Here is a 22,150-nt window from a genome sequence, read left to right as displayed (position 1 = left end):
ACCGCCCGGACGGGCACACGGGAGGCGGGCCGCCGGTGAAGCAGGCGGCCCGCCCTTTGCGTGTACGGCCGGCTCCGTACGGGTTCTCAGCCGACGTCGGACGCGTCCAGGCGGTAGAGACCGCTGTAGTCGGACACGGCCGTGCCGTTCGCCTTGACCCAGGTCGAGATCTCGGAGTTCGAGGAGCCCTGGCCGCTGTCGCTGACGACGATGTAGTGCAGCGTGCCCGCCTTGACGAGGCTCTTCAGCCTGGCGAGCGTCATGGCGTCGTCGCTGCCGGACCAGCCGCCCATCGAGATGACCGGCTCCCCCGACTCCAGGATGATCGCGGAGGCTGTCTGGTCGGTGGCCACCGCCACCAGCCAGGTGGCGCCGTCCTGGTTCTTCTTCAGGTACGTGATCATCGCGGACGACACCTGGGTGCCGCCGCCCATGCCTCCGCCGGTGCGACCGTCGGCGGTGCCGGACCCCGCCGTGCCGGACTCCGTCGTACCGGACTCCGTCGTACCGGACCCGGACGTGCCCGATCGCGCGGAGCCGCCGCTGTTCGACGGCGGCTCGCCCGTCCCCTGGCCGGCGCCCGAACCGCTCGGCGCCTCACCGGAGTCGGTGCCCGGCCCGCCGCTGGAACCGCTGGGCCGCTGGCCGCCGCCACCGCCCATGCCGCCGGTGCTCGGCCCGGCCGTCGGGTTGGTGCCGTTGGTGGCGGAGGCGGCGGCCGAGGCCGAGTAGGCGGCCGGACCGGCGAGCAGCGCCACGACCGCCGCCAGTGCCGCGACGCCCACCAGCCGCTGCCGCTTCGTGAACCGGGCGACCAGCAGCCCGATCACCGAGGCGGCGCCCGCCACACCGGCCACGACCTCGGCGACCGTGTACAGCGTTCCGGAGCCGGAGACCCGCTGGAGCAGGACGACCGCCCACACCGAGCTCACCGCGACCGCGGCCGGCAGCATCCACCCCGTCCCCCACTCCCGGCTTCGCTCGAGCGGCGGGACCCCCGCCGCCGCGGAGCGCTCGCGGAAGGCGTGGTGGAGCATGACGCCGCCCGCGCCGGCCAGGGCCGCGATCCCGGGGGCCATGGCGGTGACGTAGTACGGGTGGAAGGTGCCCTCGGCGAGGGCGAAGGTCAGGTAGTGCAGGACGAACCAGCCGCCCCACAGCATCAGCGCGGCGCGCCTGGCGTCCGTACGGGGCGCCCGGCCGCGCAGGACGAGCCCCGCCACCAGCGCGATCGCGGCGAAGGGGATCAGCCAGGAGATCTGGCCGCCCATGATGTCGTTGAACATCCGGTACAGGCCCGCCTCGCCGCCGAAGCTCGCGCCGTTGCCCTGCGAGCCCACCGACGAACTCGCCCCGAAGATGCGGCCGAAGCCGTTGTAGCCGATGACGAGGTCCCAGACCGTGTTGTCGGTCGAGCCGCCGATGTACGGGCGGGACGAGGCCGGGATCAGGTCGACGACCACCATCCACCAGGCGCTGGAGACGATCAGCGCGACCGTGCCTGCCGCGAGGTTGCGGACGCGCCTGCCCAGCGAGGCGTCAGCGGCCCACAGGTACACCAGGAAGAACGCGGGCAGGACGACGTACGCCTGCATCATCTTCGTGTTGAAGGCGAGGCCGATGGCGACACCGGACCACACCAGAGGCATCATCCGGCCGGTGCGCACCGCCTTCAGCAGCGCGGCCGCGCCCAGCAGCATCAGGAAGACCAGGATCGGGTCGGGGTTGGTGTCCCGGGTGAGGGCGACCGTGATCGGGGTGAGCGTCAGCGCCAGCGCGGAGACCGTCGCGGCCACCGCGCCGAAGTCCCGCTTGACCAGCCGGTGCACAAGCGCGACGGAACCGGTTCCCGCGGCGACCATCGGCAGCGTCAACTGCCAGGTGCCGTACCCGAAGGCGCGGGCGGAGAGGCCCATCACCCACAGGGCGAAGGGTGGCTTGTCGACGGTGATGAAGCTGCCCGCGTCCAGGGCGCCGAAGAAGAACGCCTTCCAGCTCTTGGTGCCGCTGTAGACAGCCGCGTCGTAGAAGGTGTTGCCGGTGATCGAGGAGAGGTTCCAGGCGTAGAGGGCCGTGGCCAGGACGAGGATCGCCCAGAGGGCCGGGCGGGCCCAGCGCGGGTCCTCGGGGGCGCCGGTGAACAGCCGCTTGGCGCGGGAGGCGAGTCCGCCGCCGGAGGGCGGGGCCGTCCGGTGGCGGGCGCCGTCCTCCCGGACGGGGGCGTGCGGCGGGGCGAGTGTCGTCATGACGCGTACTCCAGGTGGGTGTTCGCCCCGGTGGGCAGGACGGCGACAGGGGTGGTCGTGCGCGCGGCCGGCACCTGGGGGGTGCTCGTTCGGCGGGGCAGGGCGGAGACGCGGGTGCGGCCGGTGAGGGGGGACCGCAGCATCCGGACCGTGCCCCCGAGGTCGTCGACGGCTGTGCCGACGACGTCGACCCGACTGTCGGAGGCGTCGGTCCGGTCGACCGGCGCCTCGTGGACGCGGAGCCCGTTGCGCTGGGCCGGGACCGGCAGTTCGTACACCGGCGCCACGATCTCGGCGGACCGCTGCCGGAGGACTCCCGCGTTCGTTTCGCTCATGGCCCTGACGATCGGGGCCATGTCTGGGGGATCCCTGAGCCGGTCCTGAGGGGAGAGTGAGAATCAGCGGACTCACAGGTCGTGCACAGTCCGGACCGCTTCGAGAACGCGCCTCTCCCGTGAAAACGTCCGAAACGTAAGCGGTTTAGACTCTCCCCGCAACGGCCCGAAACTCGTCTGGTCGAGAGTGGGCGGAAACAGCCAGACCCGAAGGGTATTCGGCGTTTTGATACGGATAGATGCAGTCACCAAGCGATACCCGGACGGCACGGTGGCAGTCGACCGGCTCTCCCTCGACATACCGGACCGCTCGATCACCGTCCTCGTCGGCCCCTCGGGCTGCGGCAAGACGACCACCCTGCGGATGATCAACCGGATGGTCGAGCCCAGCGAGGGCACGATCCTCATCGACGGCGTCGACAGCCGTCAGCAGCCGGTGAACACCCTGCGCCGGTCCATGGGTTACGTCATCCAGAACGCCGGACTCTTCCAGCACCGGACGATCGTGGACAACATCGCCACCGTGCCCCGGATGCTCGGCTGGAGCAAGGACAAGGCCCGCGCGAGGGCGCGGGAACTGATGGAGCGGGTGGGGCTCGACGCCTCGTTCGCCAAGCGGTACCCCTATCAGCTCTCCGGTGGGCAGCAGCAGCGCGTCGGCGTGGCACGCGCCCTCGCCGCCGATCCGCCGGTGCTGCTGATGGACGAGCCGTTCTCCGCCGTCGACCCCGTCGTCCGCAAGGGGCTTCAGGACGAACTCCTGCGTATCCAGGACGAGTTGGGCAAGACCATCGTCTTCGTCACGCATGACATCGACGAGGCCGTGAAGCTCGGCACGATGGTCGCCGTGCTGCGCACCGGCGGCCGGCTCGCCCAGTTCGCGCCACCCGCCGAACTGCTGTCCGACCCCGCCGACGCCTTCGTCGAGGACTTCCTCGGCGCCGACCGGGGCATCCGGCGGCTGTCGTTCTTCTCCTCCGGCGGCCTGGAACTGCTCACCACCCCGATCGTCGCGATCGACGCCACCGCCGAGCAGATCGACGCACGCGGCGCGACGGAGGCCCCCTACCTCCTCGTCACCGGTCTGGACGGCCGTCCGCTCGGCTGGAGCGAGCCCGAGGCGCTGACGGCCGGACAGGTCGACCCCGGCCGACTGCTGCCCTACGGGCGGCCGTTCGTCGCCGGGCGGGACTCGCTACGCGCCGCGCTCGACTGTGCCGTCCTGTCGCCCACCGGCTGGGCGGTCGCCGTGGACGCCGAAGGCCGGGCCGCCGGGGTCGTCTCGCAGGCGGCCATCGGCGAGGCCATCCGCGGCGCCCACGCGGCAGGCCGTGAGGGGACGCCTCCCACCGGGGCGAGCTTCCAGAAGGCCACCCGGTGAACCGCTTCTTCGACATTCCCAGCGACCTCCAGCACGACTGGTTCGGCCTCATCGGGCTCCATCTGCGCGAGGCCCTGCTGCCGGTGCTGGGCGGGCTGCTGCTGGCGCTTCCGCTGGCCCAGTTGTGCGTGCGGCTGCGCTGGCTGTACCCGCCCGTGCTGTGGGTGACGACCGTGCTCTACGCCATCCCGTCCCTGGCCTTCTTCGTCGTGCTCATCGACTACACCGGGCAGACCGAACTGACGGTGATGATCCCGCTCACCGTCTACAGCCTGGTCGTGCTCGTCCCGGCGATCGTCGACGGCGTCCGCTCGGTCCCGCAGGAGACCCTCGCCGCCGCGACCGCCATGGGCTTCGGCCCCGTACGCCGTTACATCCAGGTCCAGTTGCCTATCGCGGTGCCCGCCATCATCGCCGGTCTGCGGGTGGCCACCGTGTCCAGCATCAGCCTCGTCAGCGTCGGCATGCTGATCGGCAACCAGGGCGCGCTCGGCAACCTGCTCCACGACGCGCAGATCTACAACCGGCCGGAACTCGCCTGGAACTCCGTGATCACCAGTGCCGCTCTGGCGGTGCTCGCGGACGCCCTGCTGGTCGTCGTACGCATCCTGCTCACTCCCTGGATGCCGAGCGCCGCGCGGGGCGCGAAGTCCAAGCCCGCCGGGGCCGGTCCCGACAGGGCCGTGCCCGCCCTGGAGGACGCAGCCCGGTGAACGTCATCAATTTCATCCACGCCTTCTTCGGCGACAGCGCGCACTGGCACGGCTACGACGGCATTCCCACCCGGCTGTGGGAGCACGTCCAGTACTCCCTGGAGGCGCTCGCCATCGCCGCCGCGATCGGACTGCCGATCGGTCTGGTCACCGGTCACTACGGCCGGGGCGGCAACGTCCTCTCCCTGGTGGCCACCGCCGGGCGCGCACTGCCCACCTTCGGTCTGCTGGTGGTGACGACCCTCGTGCTCGGGTTCGGCATGCTGCCCGTGATGATCCCGCTGGTCGTCCTCGCCGTCCCGCCGATCCTGGTCACCACCTACGAGGCGATGCGCTCCGTGGACCCGCCCCCCGTCGACGCGGCGCGGGGCATGGGCATGCGCGAGTCCGACATCCTGCTGCGCGTCGAACTGCCCGTCGCGCTCCCGCTGATCTTCGGCGGTCTGCGCTCGGCGGCCATCCAGATCGTCTCCACGGCCACCATCGCCGCGTACGTCAGCCTGGGTGGCCTCGGCCGCTACATCGTCGACGGTCTCTACCAGCACGACTACGAGAAGGTGGTGGGCGGCGCCACCCTGGTCGCCGGCATGGCGCTCGCGACGCTCGCGGTGTTCTGGGCGGCGTCGAAGGTGGCGGTCTCGCCGGGAGTGCGCAGGAGCAACTAGCTCCGGGCGCGGCCGGTTTCGGGGCGCCGTCGCGGTGGCCCACGACGGGCGACGGCAACAACGACCACGGTGCGCAGGGAAGGCGAGTCCCCCCGCACCGTGGTCGTTTGCCGCCGGGTCAGCCGCCCGAGCGGGCCAGCGCCTGTTCCAGTACGACGAGCAGGGCGTCGCGAACCGAGCCGCGCTCGCGGGCGTCGAAGACGAGCAGCGGAACGCCCTCGGACACGTCGAGGGCCCAGCGCACCTCGTCCAGCGTGTGCGCGGTCTGGCCGTCGAAGGCGTTCACGGCGACGGCGAACGGGATCTGCTTGTGCTCGAAGTAGTCGACGGCGGCGTAACAGTCGTCGAGACGGCGGGTGTCCACGATGACCAGCCCGCCGACCGCGCCCTCCACGATGTCGTCCCACATGAACCCGAACCGCTCCTGGCCGGGCGTGCCGAACAGGTACAGCTTCAGCGTCGGGTCGATGGTGATGCAGCCGAAGTCCATCGCGACCGTGGTGGTGGTCTTGCGCGGGGTGTGGCTGAGGTCGTCCACGCCCGCCGCGACCTCGGTGATGGCCGCCTCGGTGGTCAGCGGCTCGATCTCGGAGATCGAGCCGACGGCGGTGGTCTTGCCCACGCCGAAGCCACCCGCGATCACCAGCTTCACCGGCAACGGCGGCCGTACGGCGGCCTGCCCGGCCGAGGTGCGGACCAGCGGTTCAGTCGGTGTCACGGAGTACCCCCCGGGAGTCGGGGATGGCCCGCAGGCCATCGATAACCCTGCGCAGAACGGATGCGTCGTGGGTGACGCCGGAGTCGGGCACGTGCACCGACAGCTGCCCCGCCGTCCGAAGGTCCTCGGCGAGGACCCGCACCACGTTCAGGTGCAGCCGCAGCCTGGCCGCGATCTCCGCGATGGACTGCGGGACGCGGCAGGCGGCGACGATGTCGTGCTGTTCGAAGGAGAGCCGGTCGAGCGCGCCGAGCCCGCCGGTGGTGGCCACCAACTGTGTCTCCACGGGCATCGTCCGGCCGGACGACGCCTCGCCCGCGCCGCCCGCGACCCGGCCGGCGGTGACCAGGAAGGGCCGGACGGCGGGTGCGGGGCCGACGGGTGCGACGCCGTCCTCGCCGGGCTCGCGCGGTGTGCGGCCGTCCGCCATCGGTGTTCGCTCTCTCTACGGTGGCACGCGCTCAGCGCGTACGCGTGGCGCCGACGCTGTTCTTCAGTTCCAGGACGAGCTGCGGGCTGAGCGCGGTGCCGGCGCGGTTGGCGAACACCGTCATCTCGTAGGCGATGTTGCCCAACTTCGCCTCCTTGTCGGTGACGACGCCGAGCACGGCGCCGCTGCCGATCGCGGAGACCAGGACGTGGCCGCCCTCCAGGTCGATGATGACCTTGTTCAGGCCGCCCAGGCCGTAGTTGCCGGAGGCGCCCGCGGCCAGGCTGGTGATGCCCGAGACGATCGCGGCCAGCCGTTCGGAGTCGGCGTGCTCGCGCAGCTCCGACACGGCGATCAGCAGTCCGTCGGAGGACACCGCGATGGCGTCCACGACCCCTGCGGTCTCGGTGGCGAAACGGTTGAGCAGCCAGGTGAAATCGGCTGCGGCGGCCCGCAGGTCGGTCGGCCTGGCGTCTCCGGCGGGAGTCTCACCTGTCGACGTGCTCACTGCTCGGCTCCTTCCGGAAGGTGGTTCTGGTGGTGCGGGGTGTCCCGGACGCTGATCGGGTCGGTGATCGGCTCCGTCGGGCCGGACCGGTCGGACGACTCTGTCCGGTCGGTCCGGTCGGACGAAACGTCGGGACGGCGGTCGGGCCGGCGGTCGTTCCGGCGGTCGACCGGGTCTTCGGTGGGGCGAGGGTGTTCGCCGGTGTCGCGGTGCGCGCGGGCCACGGCCGCCTCGAACTCCTCCAGCGAGTCGCGCACGGCGTCCGCGTCGGCGGGGCGGGCGGGCCGGCGGGCGGCCTGCTGCGCGGCGGCGTCGGCGGTCGTCCGGAGCGTCGCCCCGCGCACCCGTCGACGAAGCGGACGGGAACCGTCGGGACCGACGGCGAACGGGTCGGGGCCGGCGGCGCCGCCGGCCGAGGGCGGTTCGGCGCCGTGGTCGGCACCGCCCCGCTCCGTCCCGCGGACCGGGTCCACGGGGCCGCCCGCCGTACCGTTTCCGGAGCCGGCCGGGTGGGTGTACGGCGCCGGTTCCGTCGCACGGGCGGCGGGCCGGGACCCGGCCGGGTGCGAGGGCGACGGCTCCGCCGCAGCGGCGGGGGCGATGGCCTCCGCCGTCCGGGCGTGCGTCCCGGGCTCGTCCGCGGCGCGGGTGTGGAGCGTCGGCTCGGAGGTGCGGGGGGACGGGATCCCGACCCCGTCCGGGCGGACCCGGGAGGCGGGCTCGGCCGTGGCCCCGGGCTCGGGCAGGTCGGCACGGGCCGCGGAGGCCGGCAGCGGAGCGGGACTCCCGGGCTCGGCCCCGACGGTGGCCGCGGCTCCGGGCCGGGCGGGGAGTCCGAGAGACGCGGACTTCGCCGTACGGGCCAGGACACCGGCCGCGTCGGAGTCGTCGGAGGTGGCTGTGACGACCGTGGCGGTCTCGCGCGTCGGGTCCTCGACGTCGGTCGCCGAAGGCAGCGGGGCCTCGGTCTCCTGTTCGCCGGGAGACGGGTCGCGGCGGGGGACGCGGCGGGGAAGTGCGGTCGCCTCGTCCTCCTTCGTGGCCCAGGACGGCACCGTCGACGGGATCGAGGACGACGGGGAGGGGCCGGCCGCGGGGGCCGACGGGGCGGCGAGCGCGGCGGGGGAGGAGGCGTCGGTGGAGCCGAGCCGGCCCGCGGGCTCCAGCCCGCTCATCGTCAGGAGCAGCGTCGACGGGATCAGCACCTCGGCCGTCACACCGCCGCCCGGGGTGCGGGACAGCGTGACGTCGACGTCCCAGCGGCGCGCCAGCGCACCGACCACGAACAGGCCGAGGACCTTCGTCGGGACGACATCGAGGCGTTCGCGGCGGACGAGGCGGGAGTTCTCCTCGGCGAGGCGCTCGGCGCTCATGCCGAGGCCGTGGTCGGAGACGGTGATCGACGCGCCGTCGTGGTCGGAGCCGACGACCACCTCGACGGGGCTGCCCTCGGGCGAGAACGACACGGCGTTCTCGAGGAGTTCGGCGATCATCAGCGTCAGGTCGCCGATGATGTCGGGCTCCACCATGGCCTCGGTCGCGGCGCGCAGGCGTACCCGCTGGAAGCCCTCGATCTGGCCCAGCGCGGCGCGTACGACGTTGGTGAGCGCGGTCGGCCCGGCGTCCAGGACGGTCTCGCGGATGCCGGCGAGCAGCATCAGGCTGTCGGCGTTGCGACGCAGCCGGACCGCGATGTGGTCGATGGAGTAGAGGCGTTCGAGCAGCGCCGGGTCGGTCTCGCCGCGCTCCACCGCGTCGATCAGCGCGAGCTGGCGGGTGGTCAGGTTGCTGACGCGACGACCGACGTTGCCGAACATCTCGGCGACGTTGCGCCGGCTGAGCACCTGGCGCTCCAGCAGCGCGGCCGCGGTGGTCTGCACGTTGTTGAAGGCCTCGGCGAGTTCACCGATCTCGTCGTCGGCGGTGACCGGCAGCTCACGCAGCCGCGGGGAGCCGGACTCCTCGGCGTCGTCGTCGGCGACGCGGGCGAGCTCGCGGCCCGCCACGTCGGCGACCTCCTGGGCGGCCCCCGTCAGCGCCAGCACCGGGCGGACCACGGAGCGTCGGACCAGGATGGAGAAGGCGATCCACAGGGCGAAGCAGAGCAGTGCCAGGCTCAGCAGCAGGCCCGCGCGCCACTGGGCGCTGGAGGCGGTGTCGTCGGCCCGGTCGGCGATCTGGTCGATGAGCGACGCGGTGATCTTCAGCCGGGTCTCGGCCTGCGTGCTGTAGTCGGGGTAGGAGGCGATGGCCGTACGGAACGCCGCACGGATGTCGGCCTTGGACTCGGCCTGCAACGCGCTGGGATCCACGGCCAGTTCGGCGTAGTGCTGGCCGATCGCCGCCTGCGCGGAGTTGTGCTCGATGCCGCCGAACTCCTCGGCCTGCGTCTCACTGGCGAACCGGCCGAACCGCTCGGCCTGGTAGGTGAACAGCTGGTACGAGCCGACGGAGCCGGTGAACTCGATGAGGGCGTTGCTGTCGCCGGTCCGCGCGGAGAACACGCCGGTCTCGAAGGCACCGTGCGCCGCGTCGGCGCGCAGCAGCGAGTCGAGGAGGTTTCCGGTGAAGGTGGTCGCGAGGTCGGCGTTGCGGTCCAGGCCCAGGCCGTCGATCAGGCCGTCGGCCGCGCCGGAGTACGCCGGGTCGATGTTGTCGGCGGGCAGATAGCCCTGCTCGATGGTGGCCCGCAGGCCGGCCAGGCCCTGGACCTCCTTGAGGGCCTGCACCTCGGTGTCCGGCAGGCGGCCGCCGAAGGTGTCGACCACCTTCCGCACCTGCGCGTCCACGGCGGCCTGCGCCTGCCGGTAGCCGTCGGTGGAGGGGGTGCCGCCGTCGAAGGACGCCTCGTGCCGCACGGAGAGCAGGATGGCCTGCTGGTGCTCGTCCTGCAGTTGGGCGACCAGCTGGGCGACCTGGGCGCTGTCGCGGACCAGTTGTGCGGCGTCCTCCGCGCGGTTGGACTCCTGCACCAGGTCGACGATGAGGTACGTCAGCAGCAGCGCGATCACCGTCAGCGGGATACCGACGAGTACGTTCAGTTTGCGCTGGAAGGGCCATCGGTCGGCGAAGCCCCGCAGGCCCCGTCGCGTGGACGTCGGTGCCGAGGATGCCGGCCGGGCGGACGCGTCCACCTCTTTCGTGGACACCGGGCCTCCTTCAAGAAGGTGTTGCAGGCGTGCAAGGGGGGTTCGCATGCATGCCGACTTTCTGCACACACGTGTCCGAATGTGAATGATATGGAAGCGGCCCCCGCACACCGCTGTGGCCTCCGCCGACTGCTGTGGCGGACGCCAACTCCGGCGAGACTATCCCCTCTTCGAACGGTCGAGCGCGTCGCCCTACGTCAAGAATCCATTACGAAGGGGTGTGCAGGGGCCTCTTGGGGGCCTCCCGGGGAGTACACAGGTGATCTTCGATCCGTACACAAGTGATCACGGATCGAAGCCAATCGGTAACCCGGCTCCTCTTGACTGATCGAGAAGCGGCTGGATTGGATCAGGCCAGAGTGTTTGATTTCTCATCAACCCCCCAGCCCGGAACGGGAACCGTGACTACCAACGCCCACAGCAGCAGGTCCCTCAGGAACCACCCAGGTGCGGCGGCCGTCGCCCTCGCGGCGGTGACAATCCTGCTGGCGGGATGTTCCTCCTCGTCCGACGACACCTCCGACCCGCTCGCCGGCGACAAGGCGGCCGGTGACACCGTGGTCGTCGGCTCCAACAACTTCGCCGAAAGCATCCTGCTCGCCGACATCTACGGCGAGGCCCTGAAGGCCAAGGGCGTCAAGGTGTCCTACAAGCCCAACATCGGCAGCCGTGAGACCACGTACGGCCTGCTCAAGAACGGTTCCATCACCGTTCTGCCGGAGTACAACGGCTCGCTGCTGGCCTACCTGGACGCGAAGGCCGAGCAGACCTCGCTCGCGACCGTGAACGCCGCTGCGAAGGCCAAGCTGGACTCCAAGCTGACGCTGCTGGAGTCGTCGCCGGCCGAGGACAAGGACTCCGTCACGGTCAACGCGGCGACCGCGAAGAAGTACAACCTCACCGCGACGTCCACGCTCGCCGACCTCAAGGCCGTCGCGCCGGAGCTGGTCCTCGGCGGATCGCCCGAGTTCCAGACCCGCCAGCAGGGCATCCTCGGTCTGGAGTCGGAGTACGGGCTGAAGTTCAAGTCCTTCAAGGCCCTCGACGCGGGCGGCCCGCTGACCCAGGCCGCGCTGAAGAAGAACACCGTGCAGGCGGCGGACATCTTCACCACGGACCCGACCATCACCAAGGAGAAGTTCGTCGTCCTCCAGGACCCGAAGAACCTCTTCGGATTCGCGAACGTGACCCCGCTGGTCTACAAGAGCGGACTCTCCCAGGAGGGCATCGACGCGCTCAACGCGGTCTCCGCCAAGCTCGACACGAAGACCCTGCTCGACCTGGACTCCCAGGTGCAGCTGGAGAGCAAGGACCCGCTGGACGTCGCCAAGGCCTGGCTGAAGTCGGCCGGGCTGGGCTGACGTTCCGCCGGACCCCTCGAACCGTCGGACACGACAGCGGACGGACCGGCCCGGGTCTCCCCGCACCATGGGGAAACCCGGGCCGTCCTGAACGGAACCACCCTCACCGTCGGCGGGCTGATCGCGCTCGTCGACGGTGAGGCCGTACCGGCTGTGGCCCCCGGGGTCCGGCGGGCCGCCCGCTCCTGAGTGACGGGTCCGGTGCTCAGTAACCCACGTGGAACGTCGCGTCCTGCTTCTCGGTGGTCGTCGAGACCGGGTCGATGCGCAGTACGTAGTTCGCGTGCCGGATGTAGCGCGTCGGGTTGTTGTACGAGCGGAACGACGACCACGTCGAGTCCGCCAGGCCCGCCGTGCGGTAGAAGGTCGCGTCCCCGGCGAACGTCGATGTGCCGTCGTTGACGTCGAGTTGGAGCTGGTAGTTGTAGTGCCGCAGGTACCGGGTCGGGTAGTTCACCGACTGGAAGGAGACTCCGGCGCTGTCGGCCAGGCCGGGGACGAGCTTCCACTCCGAGTCGGTGTACAGGTCGAAGGGGTACGTGTCGATGCGGCCGACGTAGTTGGCGTGGCGGACGTAGCGGTCGGGGTAGTTGTAGGACTTGAGCCGGTTCCAGGCGGGTGCGCCCCACTTGGCGACCAGGTTGCTGTACTGGGTGCCGGTGATCGGCGTGATGCCGCAGTGCTTGGAGTTCACCGGCTGGGTGTACGTCTTCTGGTCGAGCGCGGTCCAGGTGCCGGACGACAGGTCCGTGGACTGCCAGGCGTAGAAGACGCCGTTGGGTGTGTAGGTGTCCCCCCAGAGCCACCAGGTGCCGGAGGTGAGGGACTTGACGAGGGTCGGGGCCTCCGTGCCGCCGTGTGCGACTCCCGTGTTGAAGGCCGTGAAGCTGCCGGGGTCGAGTGAACCGGACCGCGCGCCCACCAGCGTCTGGTCCTTCTTGAAGTAGAGGTAGTTGACGCCGTTCACACCCACGGCCATGTCGCCGTCGATCACGTCGTAGCCCGGGTCGAAGAACACCTGGGGCGCCGAGGCGGTGACGAAGTCGGTCGTGTAGTTGACCATGATCACGTTGTGCCCGCTGGAGTTCACGGCGGAGTAGATGAGCGCGTACTGTCCTCGCCCCGCGTCCCAGAACGCCTCCGGCGCCCAGCAGTGGGTGTTCATGTCGTGCAGCTTCAGCCGGTGGTAGCCGGTGAAGGTGCGCAGGTCGGCCGAGTTCCACACATGCACGTACTGGCTGACGTAACTCCAGTCGGTGCCCTTGAGGTCGGTGGCGAGCACCACGAAGGTGCCGTCCTGCTTGCGCAGGATGAACGGGTCGCGAAGCCCGAGCGCCCCCTCGGTCGGGGTGACCACGGGGTTGTTCTGGTTCAGCGGCATCCACTGCAACCCGTCCGTGCTGACGGCGAGGTGGAGGCCGTAGTCGGAGCCGGCGCCGAGGCTGGTCGTTTCGGTGAAGTAGCTCATCACGTACGCGGAGTCGGCCGCCTGGGCGGAGGGGACGCCGAGGGTGAGAGCCAGGGGGACGGAGGCGGCCGCGCCCAGGAAGAGACGGCGGGACGGGTTGGGGGTCATGTGCGCTCCAGGGGGGTGCGGGGTGCCCGCGCTCCAAGGGGTGCGGGGTGCCCTTTGATACCGACCGGTATTGACCTTTGACGCCGATCGAAAGTTCGAAATATCGAACTCGGTTCGGTGAATCGGTCAGAAGGTAGGGGCGTGGGGGGAACAGGTCAATCACTGGGACACGCTTGGCGGTTTCCCGCCTCGTCCCTGTGCGAGGCCCGTGGAAATTCGAGCGATCTCGTCAACGGGCCGGGCTAGTCTCGGCGACCGTGAACAGGAGACGGCAGAAGAAACTGACGAAGCGCCTGATGTCGGCGGCGATGTCCGAGGAAGGCCCTCGGGTGGACCTGCTGCTCAGAGCCGGCGCCGACCCGGCTGCCGCCGACGCCGACGGGACGACACCGTTGTACGCCGCCTGCGTCCAGGGAGCCGCCGACACCGCGCGCAGACTGCTGGCGGCCGGTGCGCCGCCCGATGCCGAGAGCGCGGGCCCCGGAGCCGAGGGAACGCCCCTGTGCGCGGCCGCCTGTTGGGGTCACACCGACACGGTCCGCGTCCTCCTCGCCCACGGCGCCGACCCCGGCCTTCGCGAAGACCACGGCACCGGGCTGACGCCGCTCGAGTGGGCGGCCGCGGGACCGCACCCGGACACGGTCGCCGTACTGCGGGCGGCGGGAGCGCGCTGACCGGGTCGGGGCCTCAGCGGAACGGGCCCGACCGGAGTTCCACGTCTTCGATCAGCCGGTCGATCAGAGCGATCAGCACGTCCCGGCACGACTTCCGCTCGCGCGCGTCGCACAGCAGCACCGGAACATGCGCGGGCAACGCCAGCGACTCCTTGATCTCGTCCGTCGGATACGGGTGCAACCCGTCGAAGCCGTTCACCGCGACCACGAAGGGGATGCCCCGGCGCTCGAAGAAGTCGATCGCCGCGAAGCTGCACTCCGGCCGTCGTACGTCGAGGAGCACCACCGCCCCCAGGGCGCCGATCGCCAGGTCGTTCCACATGAACCAGAACCGCTGCTGGCCCGGCGTGCCGAAGAGGTACAGCACCAGGTCGTCGCCGATGGTGATGCGCCCGAAGTCGAGGGCGACGGTGGTGGACCGCTTCTCCTCGATGCCCTTCAGGTCGTCCACGTCCAGCCCGGCGACGGTCAGCGGCTCCTCGGTGCGCAGCGGCGTGATCTCGCTGACCGCCCCGACCATCGTGGTCTTGCCGACGCCGAAGCCGCCGGCGATGAGGATCTTCACCGTGTCGGGAGCCGTCGGCGCGGTGCTGAGGGCGGTGGGAGCGGTGGGATCAGATCCGGCCAAGGCCGTCCCTCACTTTCTCCAGCAGATCGAGATCCGGGGTGCCGGCGACGGGACGGGGCGGCCGGGCCGTGATCAGGCCCGCCTCCAGCAGATCGCAGAGCATGATGACGACCACGCTCACCGGCAGGTCGAGACGGGCCGCGAGCTCGGCCACGGCGAGCGGCCGGGCGCACAGCCGCAGGATCCGGGCGTGCTCCGGCTGCGGCCGGGTGGCCCGCTCCGGCGGCGGGTCGACGGCGGTCACTGTCGTGATGAGCGTGAAGTCGGCACGGCTGGGCCGGGTCCGGCCACCGGTGAGGGTGAACGGCCTGACGAGTCGGCCCGCTTCGTCGCCTCCGCTCACCTCACCCGCCGTTGGTGCCGACGGCGGGACCGACATGGGCCCGCGGCGCCGCGCTGAGGTGCTCGCCGATCTTCTTCACCAGCATGTTCATCTGGTACGCCACCACGCCCACGTCAGCGTTCTTGCCCGCCAGCACGACGAGATGGGCGCCCGGGCCGGCCGAGGTGAGGATGAGGAAGCTGTTGGCCATCTCGATGAGAGCCTGGCGCACCGGGCCGCCGCGGAAGTCCATGCTGACGCCCTTGCTGAGGCTCATCAGGCCGGACGCGGTCGCCGCCAGCCGTTCGGCGTCCTCACGCAGGAATCCGGTGGACTTGCTCACCACCAGGCCGTCCTCGGAGAGGACGACGGCCTGGTTGACGTCGGCGACCCGGTCCACGAGGCCGGTGAGCAGCTGGTCGAGCTGGGTGTTCGTGCCGGGGACGGAGCGTGTCATGGCGAATTCCTTCATGAGCGGTCGGCGGGGGGTGTCGGGGTCCGGGAGGCGCCCGCGGTGGTCACCGGCGGGCCGGGAACCTCCTCGGCGGATGTCTGTCGCGGGTCGGCGAGCGGCCCGTCGGCGTCGGCGTGTGCTCGCAGCGTGCCGCGCTGGAAGCCGGCCAGGGAAGAGGCGGCGCGCTCCGCGGTGAAGTCGTCCGGGAAACCGTCCGCCTCGGCGGCACCGGCCTCCTCGCGCAACTCGGTGGCGAGACTGGTCTGCGGGACCCTCCGCGGCAACCGGGCGAGACCTTCGGGTCGAGCGGCCGCCCCCGGGGGCCGGGCGGTGAAAGTCGCCGCCCGTCCCGTCCGGGCGTCACCGTCGGGCGAGGCGTCCGGCGCCGTGGAGCCGGGGAGGGACGCACCGGTCGCGGCCGTCACGCCCGTCGCGGAGGGCGCGACGGTCGACGAGGCGTCCGCGGAGGGCGGCTCGTCGACCGCCGCCGCCGAAGAGGTGTGTGCGGCGCCGGTCGCAGGCTTCGCGGAGGTCGCCGGGGTGGCGGACCTGCGTGCCGGGAGCGGCGCATTGCCTGTCGGGATCGACGACCTGCCCGGCGAGGGCGCATCCCCCGTCGCGGAGGGCGAGTCGGTCGGGTCGGACGCGTTGCCCACCGAGCCCGGCCGGCTGAGCGCCGGGTCCCACCCTCTGGAGGACGAGGACGAGGACGACGCGTCGCGGGCCGGGGCCGGGGCCGGGGTGGCCCGGGACCTACGGGAACCACCGGAGCTCTCCCGCCCCGCGTCGGACGCTTCCCCTGCCGTGCCTGCCGTGCCTGCCGTGCCTGCCGTGCCCGGCGTGCCTGCCGTGTCCCGCTCGCGCGAAGGGAGGTCTGCTTTGAGGGAACCGGCGGTCGTAGGCTCGGCGGAGACACCCGTCGCCGGGGTCGCCGGGCCGGGGGCCTCGCGGACCACCACGTCGTGCGGGACCAGCACGATCGCCGTGGTCCCGCCGTACGGCGACGAGCGCAGGGTGACGGCGATGCCGTGCCGGGTCGCGAGCCGGGCGATCACGAACATGCCGAGCCGCAGATCGTCGGCGAGCGCCACCACGTCGAACTGGGGAGGGACCGCCAACTGCGCGTTGAACGAGGCGTAGTCCTCCTCGGACATGCCGAGGCCCCGGTCCTCGACCTCGATCGCCAGGCCCCTGGCCACCAGCGCGGCCCGCACCCCGACCGGGCTGGGCGCCGGCGAGTAGGACGTCGCGTTGTCGATGAGCTCGGCGAGCAGGTGGATCAGGTCCGCCACCGCGGGCGGCGCGATGCAGACGTCCTCCTCGGTGTGCACCTCGGCCCGCCGGTACTCGGCTACCTCCCCGACGGCACTGCGCAGGATGTCGACCAGCGCCACCGGCTCCGTCCAGCTGCGTCCCGGCCGGCCGCCGCTGATGATGACGAGATTCTCCTCGTAGCGGCGCAACTGGCTCGCCGTGGAGTCCAGTTCGTACAGCCCGTTGAGGACGTCCGGGTCCTGGTGCCGCCGCTCCAGTGCGTCGAGCTTGCTGAGCTGGAGGTTGACCAGGTTCTGGCTCTGCCGGGCGATGCCCAGGATGACCTTCTGGAATCCGCGCCGGGTGTCGGCGAGTTCGACCGCGGTGTGCACGGCGGTGCGCTGGGCCGCGTTGAACGCCTCCGCCACCTGGCCGAGTTCGTCGCCCCCGTAGTCCAGCGGAGGGGTCGCCGAGTCCACGTCGACGGTCTCGCCCCGGTCCAGCCGGGCCACGACGTCCGGGAGCCTTTCCTGCGCCAGGCTCAGCGTGGCCATCCGCAGCCCGTGCAGCCGCCGGGACAACGAACGGGTGATCCGCCAGGACATGCCGACGCACAGCAGCAGGGCGACGAGACCGCCGGCGCTCAGCGAGGCGGCCGTGATGAGCAGCTCACGCGATTCGTCCGCGCTGCGCTGCAGCAGGGCAGTGGTCTGCAGCCGGATCAGCCCCGAGTACTGGTCGGAGACCACGATGAGGGCGGACCGCCACTCCTTCTGCACCTCCGGCAGGGCGACGTCACCGTTCTCGCTCTGTTTCGCCCGGGCCGCGAGCACCTTGTCCTCGACGGACTCCAGGATCTGCCACTGGTAGCTCGTCAGGATCTTCTCGGTCTGCGCCTTCGCCGTGCCGGTGAGCGAGGGGACGATCTGGTCCTGCACGAGCCAGCGCCGGGTGTTCACCAACTGCCCGAACGAGGCCCAGGTCTTCTCGTCCATCCGCTTCTCGGGTCCGGCCAGCGTGAGCTGCAGGTCCTCCTCGGAGACGAGTTCGGCCGCGTGCTCCAGGGCGACGAGCGGGCCGGCCTGCGAGGTGAGGTCGCCGTCGTCGACCTGGGACAGCTCCTCGAAGGCGTGGATCTGGTCGTCGATGATCGAGGTGTACTGATCGAGTGCCTGAGCGGGGGTGATGTCGGTGGGGTCGTCCACCTGGCCCCGGTAGTACTCCAGGCTGCCCACGGAGGCGACGACCGAGTACAGCCGGTCCCTGACCCGGGCGGGCGCCTGCTGGATGGCGTCCGACCGGGAGACGAGCTTGGCGACCGCCGCGTCCGTCCTCTCGCGCTGTGCCTCCAGCGCGGCCCGTGAACCGGCGGGCCGCGAGGCCAGCCACACGGCCGACAGGCTGCGTTCCTGCTGGAGCGTGAGCGTCGCCTCGGTGCCCATGGCACCGGTCGAACGGCTCAGTTCGGTCTGCGCGCGCAGCCGCAGCCCTTCCGTGAACATCTGGGTCGTCGTCACACCCCACATGGCGGCGAGGGTGACGCTGGGCACCAGCGCCAGCAGGATCAGGGAGAGACGTATGGAGCCGAGACGTCGGCGCCGGGCACCTGTCCGTGGAGACATAGTCGTCCTAGGGCGATCAGCGAGGGGGAGCGGAGCGGGGGAGGGAGGCGAACTGCCGGGTCAGCGGGTTCCGGCGGCGGCGAAGCGGGCGACTGCGGCGACGTTGGTCTTCGTGACGAAGGCCGGGCCCGTCAGTACGGGCGCCACACCGCCGCCGCTGACGTTGCCGTTGGTCTTGTGGAGCCAGAGCGCGTCGACGGCCAGATAGCCCTGGAGATAAGGCTGTTGGTCCACCGCGAACTGCACGCCGCCGTCGCGCACGGCCGTGACCAGATCCTTGTTGAGGTCGAAGGTGGCGACCTTGGCCTTGCTGTCGGCCTTCCCTGCCGCCTGCACCGCGGCGAGCGCGAACTGCGCGCCCAGGGTGATGACTTCGTCGATGTCGGGTTCCTGCCGGAGGCGTGCCTCGACGGTGGCGGTCGTGGCGTCCATGTCCGTTCCGTCGACGTAGAGCATCTCGGTCTCGCCGGTGAACGTCTTCTTCACGCCCGCGCAGCGCGCCTCCAGAGCGATGTTGCCCCGCTCGTGGATGACGCACAGGGCGTGCTTCGCCCCGAGGCCGTCGAGTTTGTCGCCGACGGCGCGGCCCGCGACACTCTCGTCCTGGCCGAAGTACTCCAGAAGTCCCACCGAACGCCAGGCGTCGATACCAGAGTTGAGTCCCACCACGGGTATGCCGGCCGCCTTGGCCCGGGCCACCGGGCCCTTCATGGCCTGTGGCTTGGCGAGGGTCACCGCGATGCCGTCGACCCGGTCGCTGACCGCCTCCCGCACCAGCTCGGCCTGTCCGCCGGCGTCGGAGTCGCTGGCGTATGTCAGATCGACGCCGTCCTTGGCGGCGGCGGCCTCGGCGCCCTTGCGTACGAGTTCCCAGAAGGCGTCGCCCTTGGCGCCGTGGGTGATCAGGGTGATCTTGATCCGGTCGCCGGACCGGCCTGCCGCGTCCGTGTCCGAGCCGGACGACGTGGCGCCGGAGCAGCCGGTCAGCAGGAGGAGGCAGCAGGCCGCGGCCAGGGCGGTGAGGCGTGCGGACCCGAGTGGAGCGGGAGCGGTCGGGGCGGAGAGGGGAGTGTTCATGGGGGGCTGCACCTCGCTGTGCGGCAGAGCAGGGAGGACGGGGCGAGCACCGCCGGAGCGAAGAGGTGCGCACCGGCGAGAGGGATTCGTTGGCTCGGAGCCAACCGTGTGTGACCGCTGGTAGTCAAGTGAGCAACCACAAGGTGTGAGGTGCCGCTGCCGCATTGTGATCCGGAACGGGGCGCCGACGACGAAAAGAAGCATATGCGCAGCTGAATTGACTGATCGTCAAACCCTAAGGGGAATGTGTCGGTCGCGGGGCGGGCCCGCGGTCCGCCGCCCCGTCCCTCGAAGGCCTCGACGTGGACGACCTCTCGTCCCGGTGCCGTGGCTCGGCGCACACGGCACCGGGAACGGACCGCGAGCACCCGGCGAACCCGGCGGCCGCCGTGGCCGCCGTGGCCGCCGGTGGAGCCGTCCGGCGACGGCGCAACGATGAAACCGGCGGGGCCGGGAGCGGCCTGCTGTGCACAGGTCGTCCCGGCCCCGCCGGTGAATGACGTGCGGTCGTGTGTCACGACCGCGGGTCGGATCCGCGAGTGCCCCGTGTCAGGCGGGTTCGCCCGCTCCGGAGAAGGGGCCGTCCTTGCGGGCCGCCTCGGCGGACAACTCGGCCCGCGCCTCCACCTTGCGCCCCTGTCGGCGGCTCTTGCGCGGCTCCTGGTCGGGCAGCCAGCCGAAGGAGATGCTGCTGCCCACGGCTCCCAGCAGGAGGCCGACGACGAAACCGCCGATGTTCGACGTGAGCCAGGTGCCCAGGGAGAGCAGGATGGCGATGATCGAGTAGAACAGCCGCTGGCTGGGGTTGAAGATGATGAGCAGACCGCAGACCACCATCAGGGTGGGCAGGAGGTAACCCGCCAGGCCCTGCATACCCACGTGAAGGATCACCGGGAGCGGTGCCTTCATGGTCACGAGGATCTCCGCGCCGCCCAGGACGAGCAGCACGCCGCCCGCGAAAGGCCGGTGGCCTCTCCACTCCCGGAAGCGGGCCCGCCACTGGGTGGAGGTCATTACTTGCAGCCCTCGCTCGAGAAGAACATCTTCAGGCCGGGAAGCTTGAAGACGGCCGCGGTGGCCGCGTAGTTGTGCTGGTACAGGTTCTTGATGACGACCGTGTCGGCCTGCTGGCCGTAGACGCCCGGGGGGCCCTGGATCGGGACCTTGTCGAAGGTGCTGGAGTCGCGGCCGATCTCGATGTTGTTGAACTCGGCGTCGCCCGTGATCTCGTCGGAGTCGATGGCCAGGTTCTTCACGCTCACCGGGGTGGACCCGCCGCCGGCCTTGAGGATGAGCTGGATGCCGCCGAGGTCGACGCTCTGGCACATGTTGGTGATCTTGCCGTTCTTCACGACCGAGGTGACGACCAGGACCTGGCCGCCGGTGTCGCCCTGGTTGGGGCTGTTCTCGATCATGTTGTCCAGGCCGCCGAACTGGGCGAAGCCCTCACCGTCGAGCCGGTCGGCGGTGACGACGAAGGGCATCCCGGAGATCGCGAACTGAACGCCCAGGGCGCCCTGGGCGGTGAGGACCGCGAGTCCCGCGGCGATGAAGGTGGCGGGCACCGCCATGACGGCGGCCCGGCGCAGCCGGACCCGGCCGCGTCTCTCTGCGGAACCGCTTTCGGGGTTCTCGGGGGTGTGGTCGGCGGACGAAGTGACGTCCGGGGACGAGGCCATGTCTGCTCCCATGCGCTTGATGATGCGGGTTGGGCTTCAGTGGCACGTTGTCCTGGCGCGGACAGCGGCTGCAGCGCACGCCTCCTCGCGACTCCCGGAAACCGCAAGGGCTTTCTGGTTACGCAGCAGTAGCCATCGAGGAAGTTACCGATGGTTACACCAGGCGGTCAAGGGAGATGTGGAAAAAGAGTGTTCATTTTGTGCCACCTGTCGACCGCGTGTTCCGCAGGGCCCTCGCACATGTCTGCCGGTACATCAACTTACTCTCAATGCCTTGACGTTGACTGTCCATCAGGTCTACAACTCTCCCTGGCTCAGCCGGGATCCGTGGCGCCGGATCCGCAGCGCGGCGACCTCGCCGCGCTCCCGGACGCTTTTCAGCCAGTACGGGCCACTCGGTCCCGAGCTCGATCCCTTCACGGCACCGGTGCAACCGCTTCCCCCAGCGGCGCGACCGGTCGCCTCTCCCCGCCCGGCCCGGCCGGAGTCACTCACCAGTGCCTCCGGGCGGTCACCGGCCGGCCGCGGTTGCCGGTCCGTCACGTACGGAGAAGGCGTCACGGACCGGCAACGGCGGACGCCGACCCGCGTCCCCTCCTGTTGCGACCAGCAACGCGCCGGTTCACCCCCCACGACCAACCCCCCGACAAAAGCCCCACTTGAGAAAGAGGCACCCGCATGCGCACTCGCTCCCTCCTCGCCCTCGCCGGTACTGTCGCGGCGCTCTCGCTCACGGCCGTCACCCCGGCCTCCGCGGCCGGCGCGGTGCTGACGACCGCCAACGGAGACGTCGCCGTCGGTGACGTCCTCAACGCCTCCCTCGCCACCGGCACGGCCGCCACGCTGTACTCCAGCGCGACCGGGACCAGCGGCGTCTCCTGTGCCGCGTCCGCGTTCAGCGCCACGGTCACCGACAACCCCACCGCCCCCGGCACCGCCACCGAGTCGCTCACCGGGCACACCTTCGGCAGCTGCACCGCGAACGTCATCGGCGTGCTCGGCGTCACCGGCGTCACGGTCAACAACCTGGCCTACACCACGGACGTGGCCTCGGACGGCACCGTCACCGTGACCCCGGCGAGCGGCTCCACCATCCAGACCACGGTCGTGCTGCGCACCCTGCTGGGCAGCATCAACTGCGTCTACCAGGCGCCCAGCCTGACCGGCACGGCGAACAACGCCGACAACAGCATCAACTTCGTCGGCCAGCAGTTCACCAAGACGTCCGGCTCGTCGCTCTGCTTCGCCAGCGGCTACTTCACCGCCAAGTACTCCCCGGTGACCGACGCGGGCGCGGCCGTCACCGTCAACTGAACACCTGCACCGTCAACTGAGAACAGTCGGCGCGACTGATCGGC

The 22,150-nt window shown here is 70.9% G+C and carries 20 protein-coding genes; 6 read left to right on the top strand and 14 right to left on the bottom strand.

Going from position 1 to position 22,150, the window contains the following annotated elements:
* Positions 1-86: 86 nt before the first annotated feature.
* Both ACIPFH_RS25340 and ACIPFH_RS25335 read right to left on the bottom strand, forming a co-directional pair.
* On the bottom strand, positions 87-2,246 hold the full coding sequence (locus ACIPFH_RS25340) for an ArnT family glycosyltransferase (protein ID WP_401829688.1): 2,160 nt from the start codon (positions 2,244-2,246) through the stop codon (positions 87-89).
* A complete protein-coding gene (locus ACIPFH_RS25335; RefSeq protein ID WP_401829685.1) occupies positions 2,243-2,581 on the bottom strand; it encodes a hypothetical protein in 339 nt (112 codons plus the stop codon). The genes ACIPFH_RS25340 and ACIPFH_RS25335 overlap by 4 nt, the downstream gene beginning before the upstream one ends.
* Positions 2,582-2,807: 226 nt before the next feature.
* On the opposite strand from ACIPFH_RS25335, the gene ACIPFH_RS25330 reads away from it, so the two are divergent.
* Genes ACIPFH_RS25330 through ACIPFH_RS25320 form a run of 3 tightly spaced genes read left to right on the top strand, consistent with a single transcriptional unit; the run spans position 2,808 to position 5,340 of the window.
* Positions 2,808-3,962: an ABC transporter ATP-binding protein gene (locus tag ACIPFH_RS25330; RefSeq protein ID WP_401829683.1), complete on the top strand. Its 1,155-nt coding sequence runs from the start codon at positions 2,808-2,810 to the stop codon at positions 3,960-3,962.
* On the top strand, positions 3,959-4,675 hold the full coding sequence (locus ACIPFH_RS25325; protein WP_401829680.1) for an ABC transporter permease: 717 nt from the start codon (positions 3,959-3,961) through the stop codon (positions 4,673-4,675). The genes ACIPFH_RS25330 and ACIPFH_RS25325 overlap by 4 nt, the downstream gene beginning before the upstream one ends.
* A complete protein-coding gene (locus tag ACIPFH_RS25320; RefSeq protein ID WP_401829678.1) occupies positions 4,672-5,340 on the top strand; it encodes an ABC transporter permease in 669 nt (222 codons plus the stop codon). Before ACIPFH_RS25325 ends, ACIPFH_RS25320 begins: the two co-directional genes overlap by 4 nt.
* Before the next feature lie 118 nt (positions 5,341-5,458).
* On the opposite strand, the gene ACIPFH_RS25315 is transcribed toward ACIPFH_RS25320, so the two are convergent.
* Genes ACIPFH_RS25315 through ACIPFH_RS25300 form a run of 4 tightly spaced genes read right to left on the bottom strand, consistent with a single transcriptional unit; the run spans position 5,459 to position 10,145 of the window.
* Positions 5,459-6,058 carry an ATP/GTP-binding protein gene (locus tag ACIPFH_RS25315; protein ID WP_053742700.1) on the bottom strand — a complete coding sequence of 200 codons (600 nt, stop codon included), beginning with the start codon at positions 6,056-6,058 and terminating at the stop codon, positions 5,459-5,461.
* On the bottom strand, positions 6,045-6,488 hold the full coding sequence (locus tag ACIPFH_RS25310) for a DUF742 domain-containing protein (protein ID WP_401829675.1): 444 nt from the start codon (positions 6,486-6,488) through the stop codon (positions 6,045-6,047). Before ACIPFH_RS25310 ends, ACIPFH_RS25315 begins: the two co-directional genes overlap by 14 nt.
* Positions 6,489-6,519: 31 nt before the next feature.
* Entirely contained in the window at positions 6,520-6,996 is a 477-nt protein-coding gene (locus ACIPFH_RS25305; RefSeq protein ID WP_190147619.1) for a roadblock/LC7 domain-containing protein, read from the bottom strand.
* Positions 6,993-10,145: an ATP-binding protein gene (locus ACIPFH_RS25300; RefSeq protein WP_401829672.1), complete on the bottom strand. Its 3,153-nt coding sequence runs from the start codon at positions 10,143-10,145 to the stop codon at positions 6,993-6,995. The genes ACIPFH_RS25305 and ACIPFH_RS25300 overlap by 4 nt, the downstream gene beginning before the upstream one ends.
* Positions 10,146-10,546: 401 nt before the next feature.
* Here ACIPFH_RS25300 and ACIPFH_RS25295 point away from each other — a divergent pair, with 401 nt between their 5' ends.
* Complete coding sequence (locus tag ACIPFH_RS25295; RefSeq protein ID WP_401829670.1) at positions 10,547-11,506, top strand: ABC transporter substrate-binding protein; 960 nt, start codon at positions 10,547-10,549, stop codon at positions 11,504-11,506.
* A 205-nt stretch (positions 11,507-11,711) separates the two neighbouring features.
* On the opposite strand, the gene ACIPFH_RS25290 is transcribed toward ACIPFH_RS25295, so the two are convergent.
* Complete coding sequence (locus ACIPFH_RS25290) at positions 11,712-13,082, bottom strand: glycoside hydrolase family 43 protein (protein WP_401829669.1); 1,371 nt, start codon at positions 13,080-13,082, stop codon at positions 11,712-11,714.
* A 257-nt stretch (positions 13,083-13,339) separates the two neighbouring features.
* On the opposite strand from ACIPFH_RS25290, the gene ACIPFH_RS25285 reads away from it, so the two are divergent.
* Positions 13,340-13,756: an ankyrin repeat domain-containing protein gene (locus ACIPFH_RS25285; RefSeq protein WP_401829666.1), complete on the top strand. Its 417-nt coding sequence runs from the start codon at positions 13,340-13,342 to the stop codon at positions 13,754-13,756.
* Positions 13,757-13,769: 13 nt separating this feature from the next.
* On the opposite strand, the gene ACIPFH_RS25280 is transcribed toward ACIPFH_RS25285, so the two are convergent.
* The 7 genes from ACIPFH_RS25280 to ACIPFH_RS25250 all read right to left on the bottom strand — a co-directional run bounded on the left by ACIPFH_RS25280 (position 13,770) and on the right by ACIPFH_RS25250 (position 20,792).
* Positions 13,770-14,384: a GTP-binding protein gene (locus ACIPFH_RS25280; RefSeq protein WP_401829664.1), complete on the bottom strand. Its 615-nt coding sequence runs from the start codon at positions 14,382-14,384 to the stop codon at positions 13,770-13,772.
* Positions 14,371-14,727, bottom strand: a complete 357-nt coding sequence (locus ACIPFH_RS25275; protein WP_401829661.1) for a DUF742 domain-containing protein — start codon at positions 14,725-14,727, stop codon at positions 14,371-14,373. Before ACIPFH_RS25275 ends, ACIPFH_RS25280 begins: the two co-directional genes overlap by 14 nt.
* A gap of 1 nt (position 14,728) precedes the next feature.
* Entirely contained in the window at positions 14,729-15,163 is a 435-nt protein-coding gene (locus ACIPFH_RS25270; RefSeq protein ID WP_356254420.1) for a roadblock/LC7 domain-containing protein, read from the bottom strand.
* 11 nt (positions 15,164-15,174) lie between these two features.
* Positions 15,175-18,036, bottom strand: a complete 2,862-nt coding sequence (locus ACIPFH_RS25265; RefSeq protein WP_401829659.1) for a nitrate- and nitrite sensing domain-containing protein — start codon at positions 18,034-18,036, stop codon at positions 15,175-15,177.
* A gap of 60 nt (positions 18,037-18,096) precedes the next feature.
* Positions 18,097-19,113 (bottom strand): substrate-binding domain-containing protein, encoded by a 1,017-nt coding sequence (locus tag ACIPFH_RS25260; RefSeq protein WP_401829657.1) that lies wholly within the window; start codon positions 19,111-19,113, stop codon positions 18,097-18,099.
* A 549-nt stretch (positions 19,114-19,662) separates the two neighbouring features.
* Complete coding sequence (locus tag ACIPFH_RS25255; protein ID WP_401829655.1) at positions 19,663-20,127, bottom strand: DUF6114 domain-containing protein; 465 nt, start codon at positions 20,125-20,127, stop codon at positions 19,663-19,665.
* A complete protein-coding gene (locus ACIPFH_RS25250) occupies positions 20,127-20,792 on the bottom strand; it encodes a DUF6230 family protein (protein ID WP_401830220.1) in 666 nt (221 codons plus the stop codon). Before ACIPFH_RS25250 ends, ACIPFH_RS25255 begins: the two co-directional genes overlap by 1 nt.
* Before the next feature lie 678 nt (positions 20,793-21,470).
* Here ACIPFH_RS25250 and ACIPFH_RS25245 point away from each other — a divergent pair.
* Complete coding sequence (locus ACIPFH_RS25245) at positions 21,471-22,106, top strand: Tat pathway signal sequence domain protein (protein ID WP_401829653.1); 636 nt, start codon at positions 21,471-21,473, stop codon at positions 22,104-22,106.
* The last annotated feature ends 44 nt before the right edge of the window (positions 22,107-22,150 follow it).

The organism is Streptomyces sp. NPDC088157, from assembly GCF_044741545.1.
GTDB lineage: Bacteria > Actinomycetota > Actinomycetes > Streptomycetales > Streptomycetaceae > Streptomyces.
The sequence above is the reverse complement of the archived record's forward strand: the minus strand, read 5'-3'. Positions and strand labels throughout refer to the sequence as shown.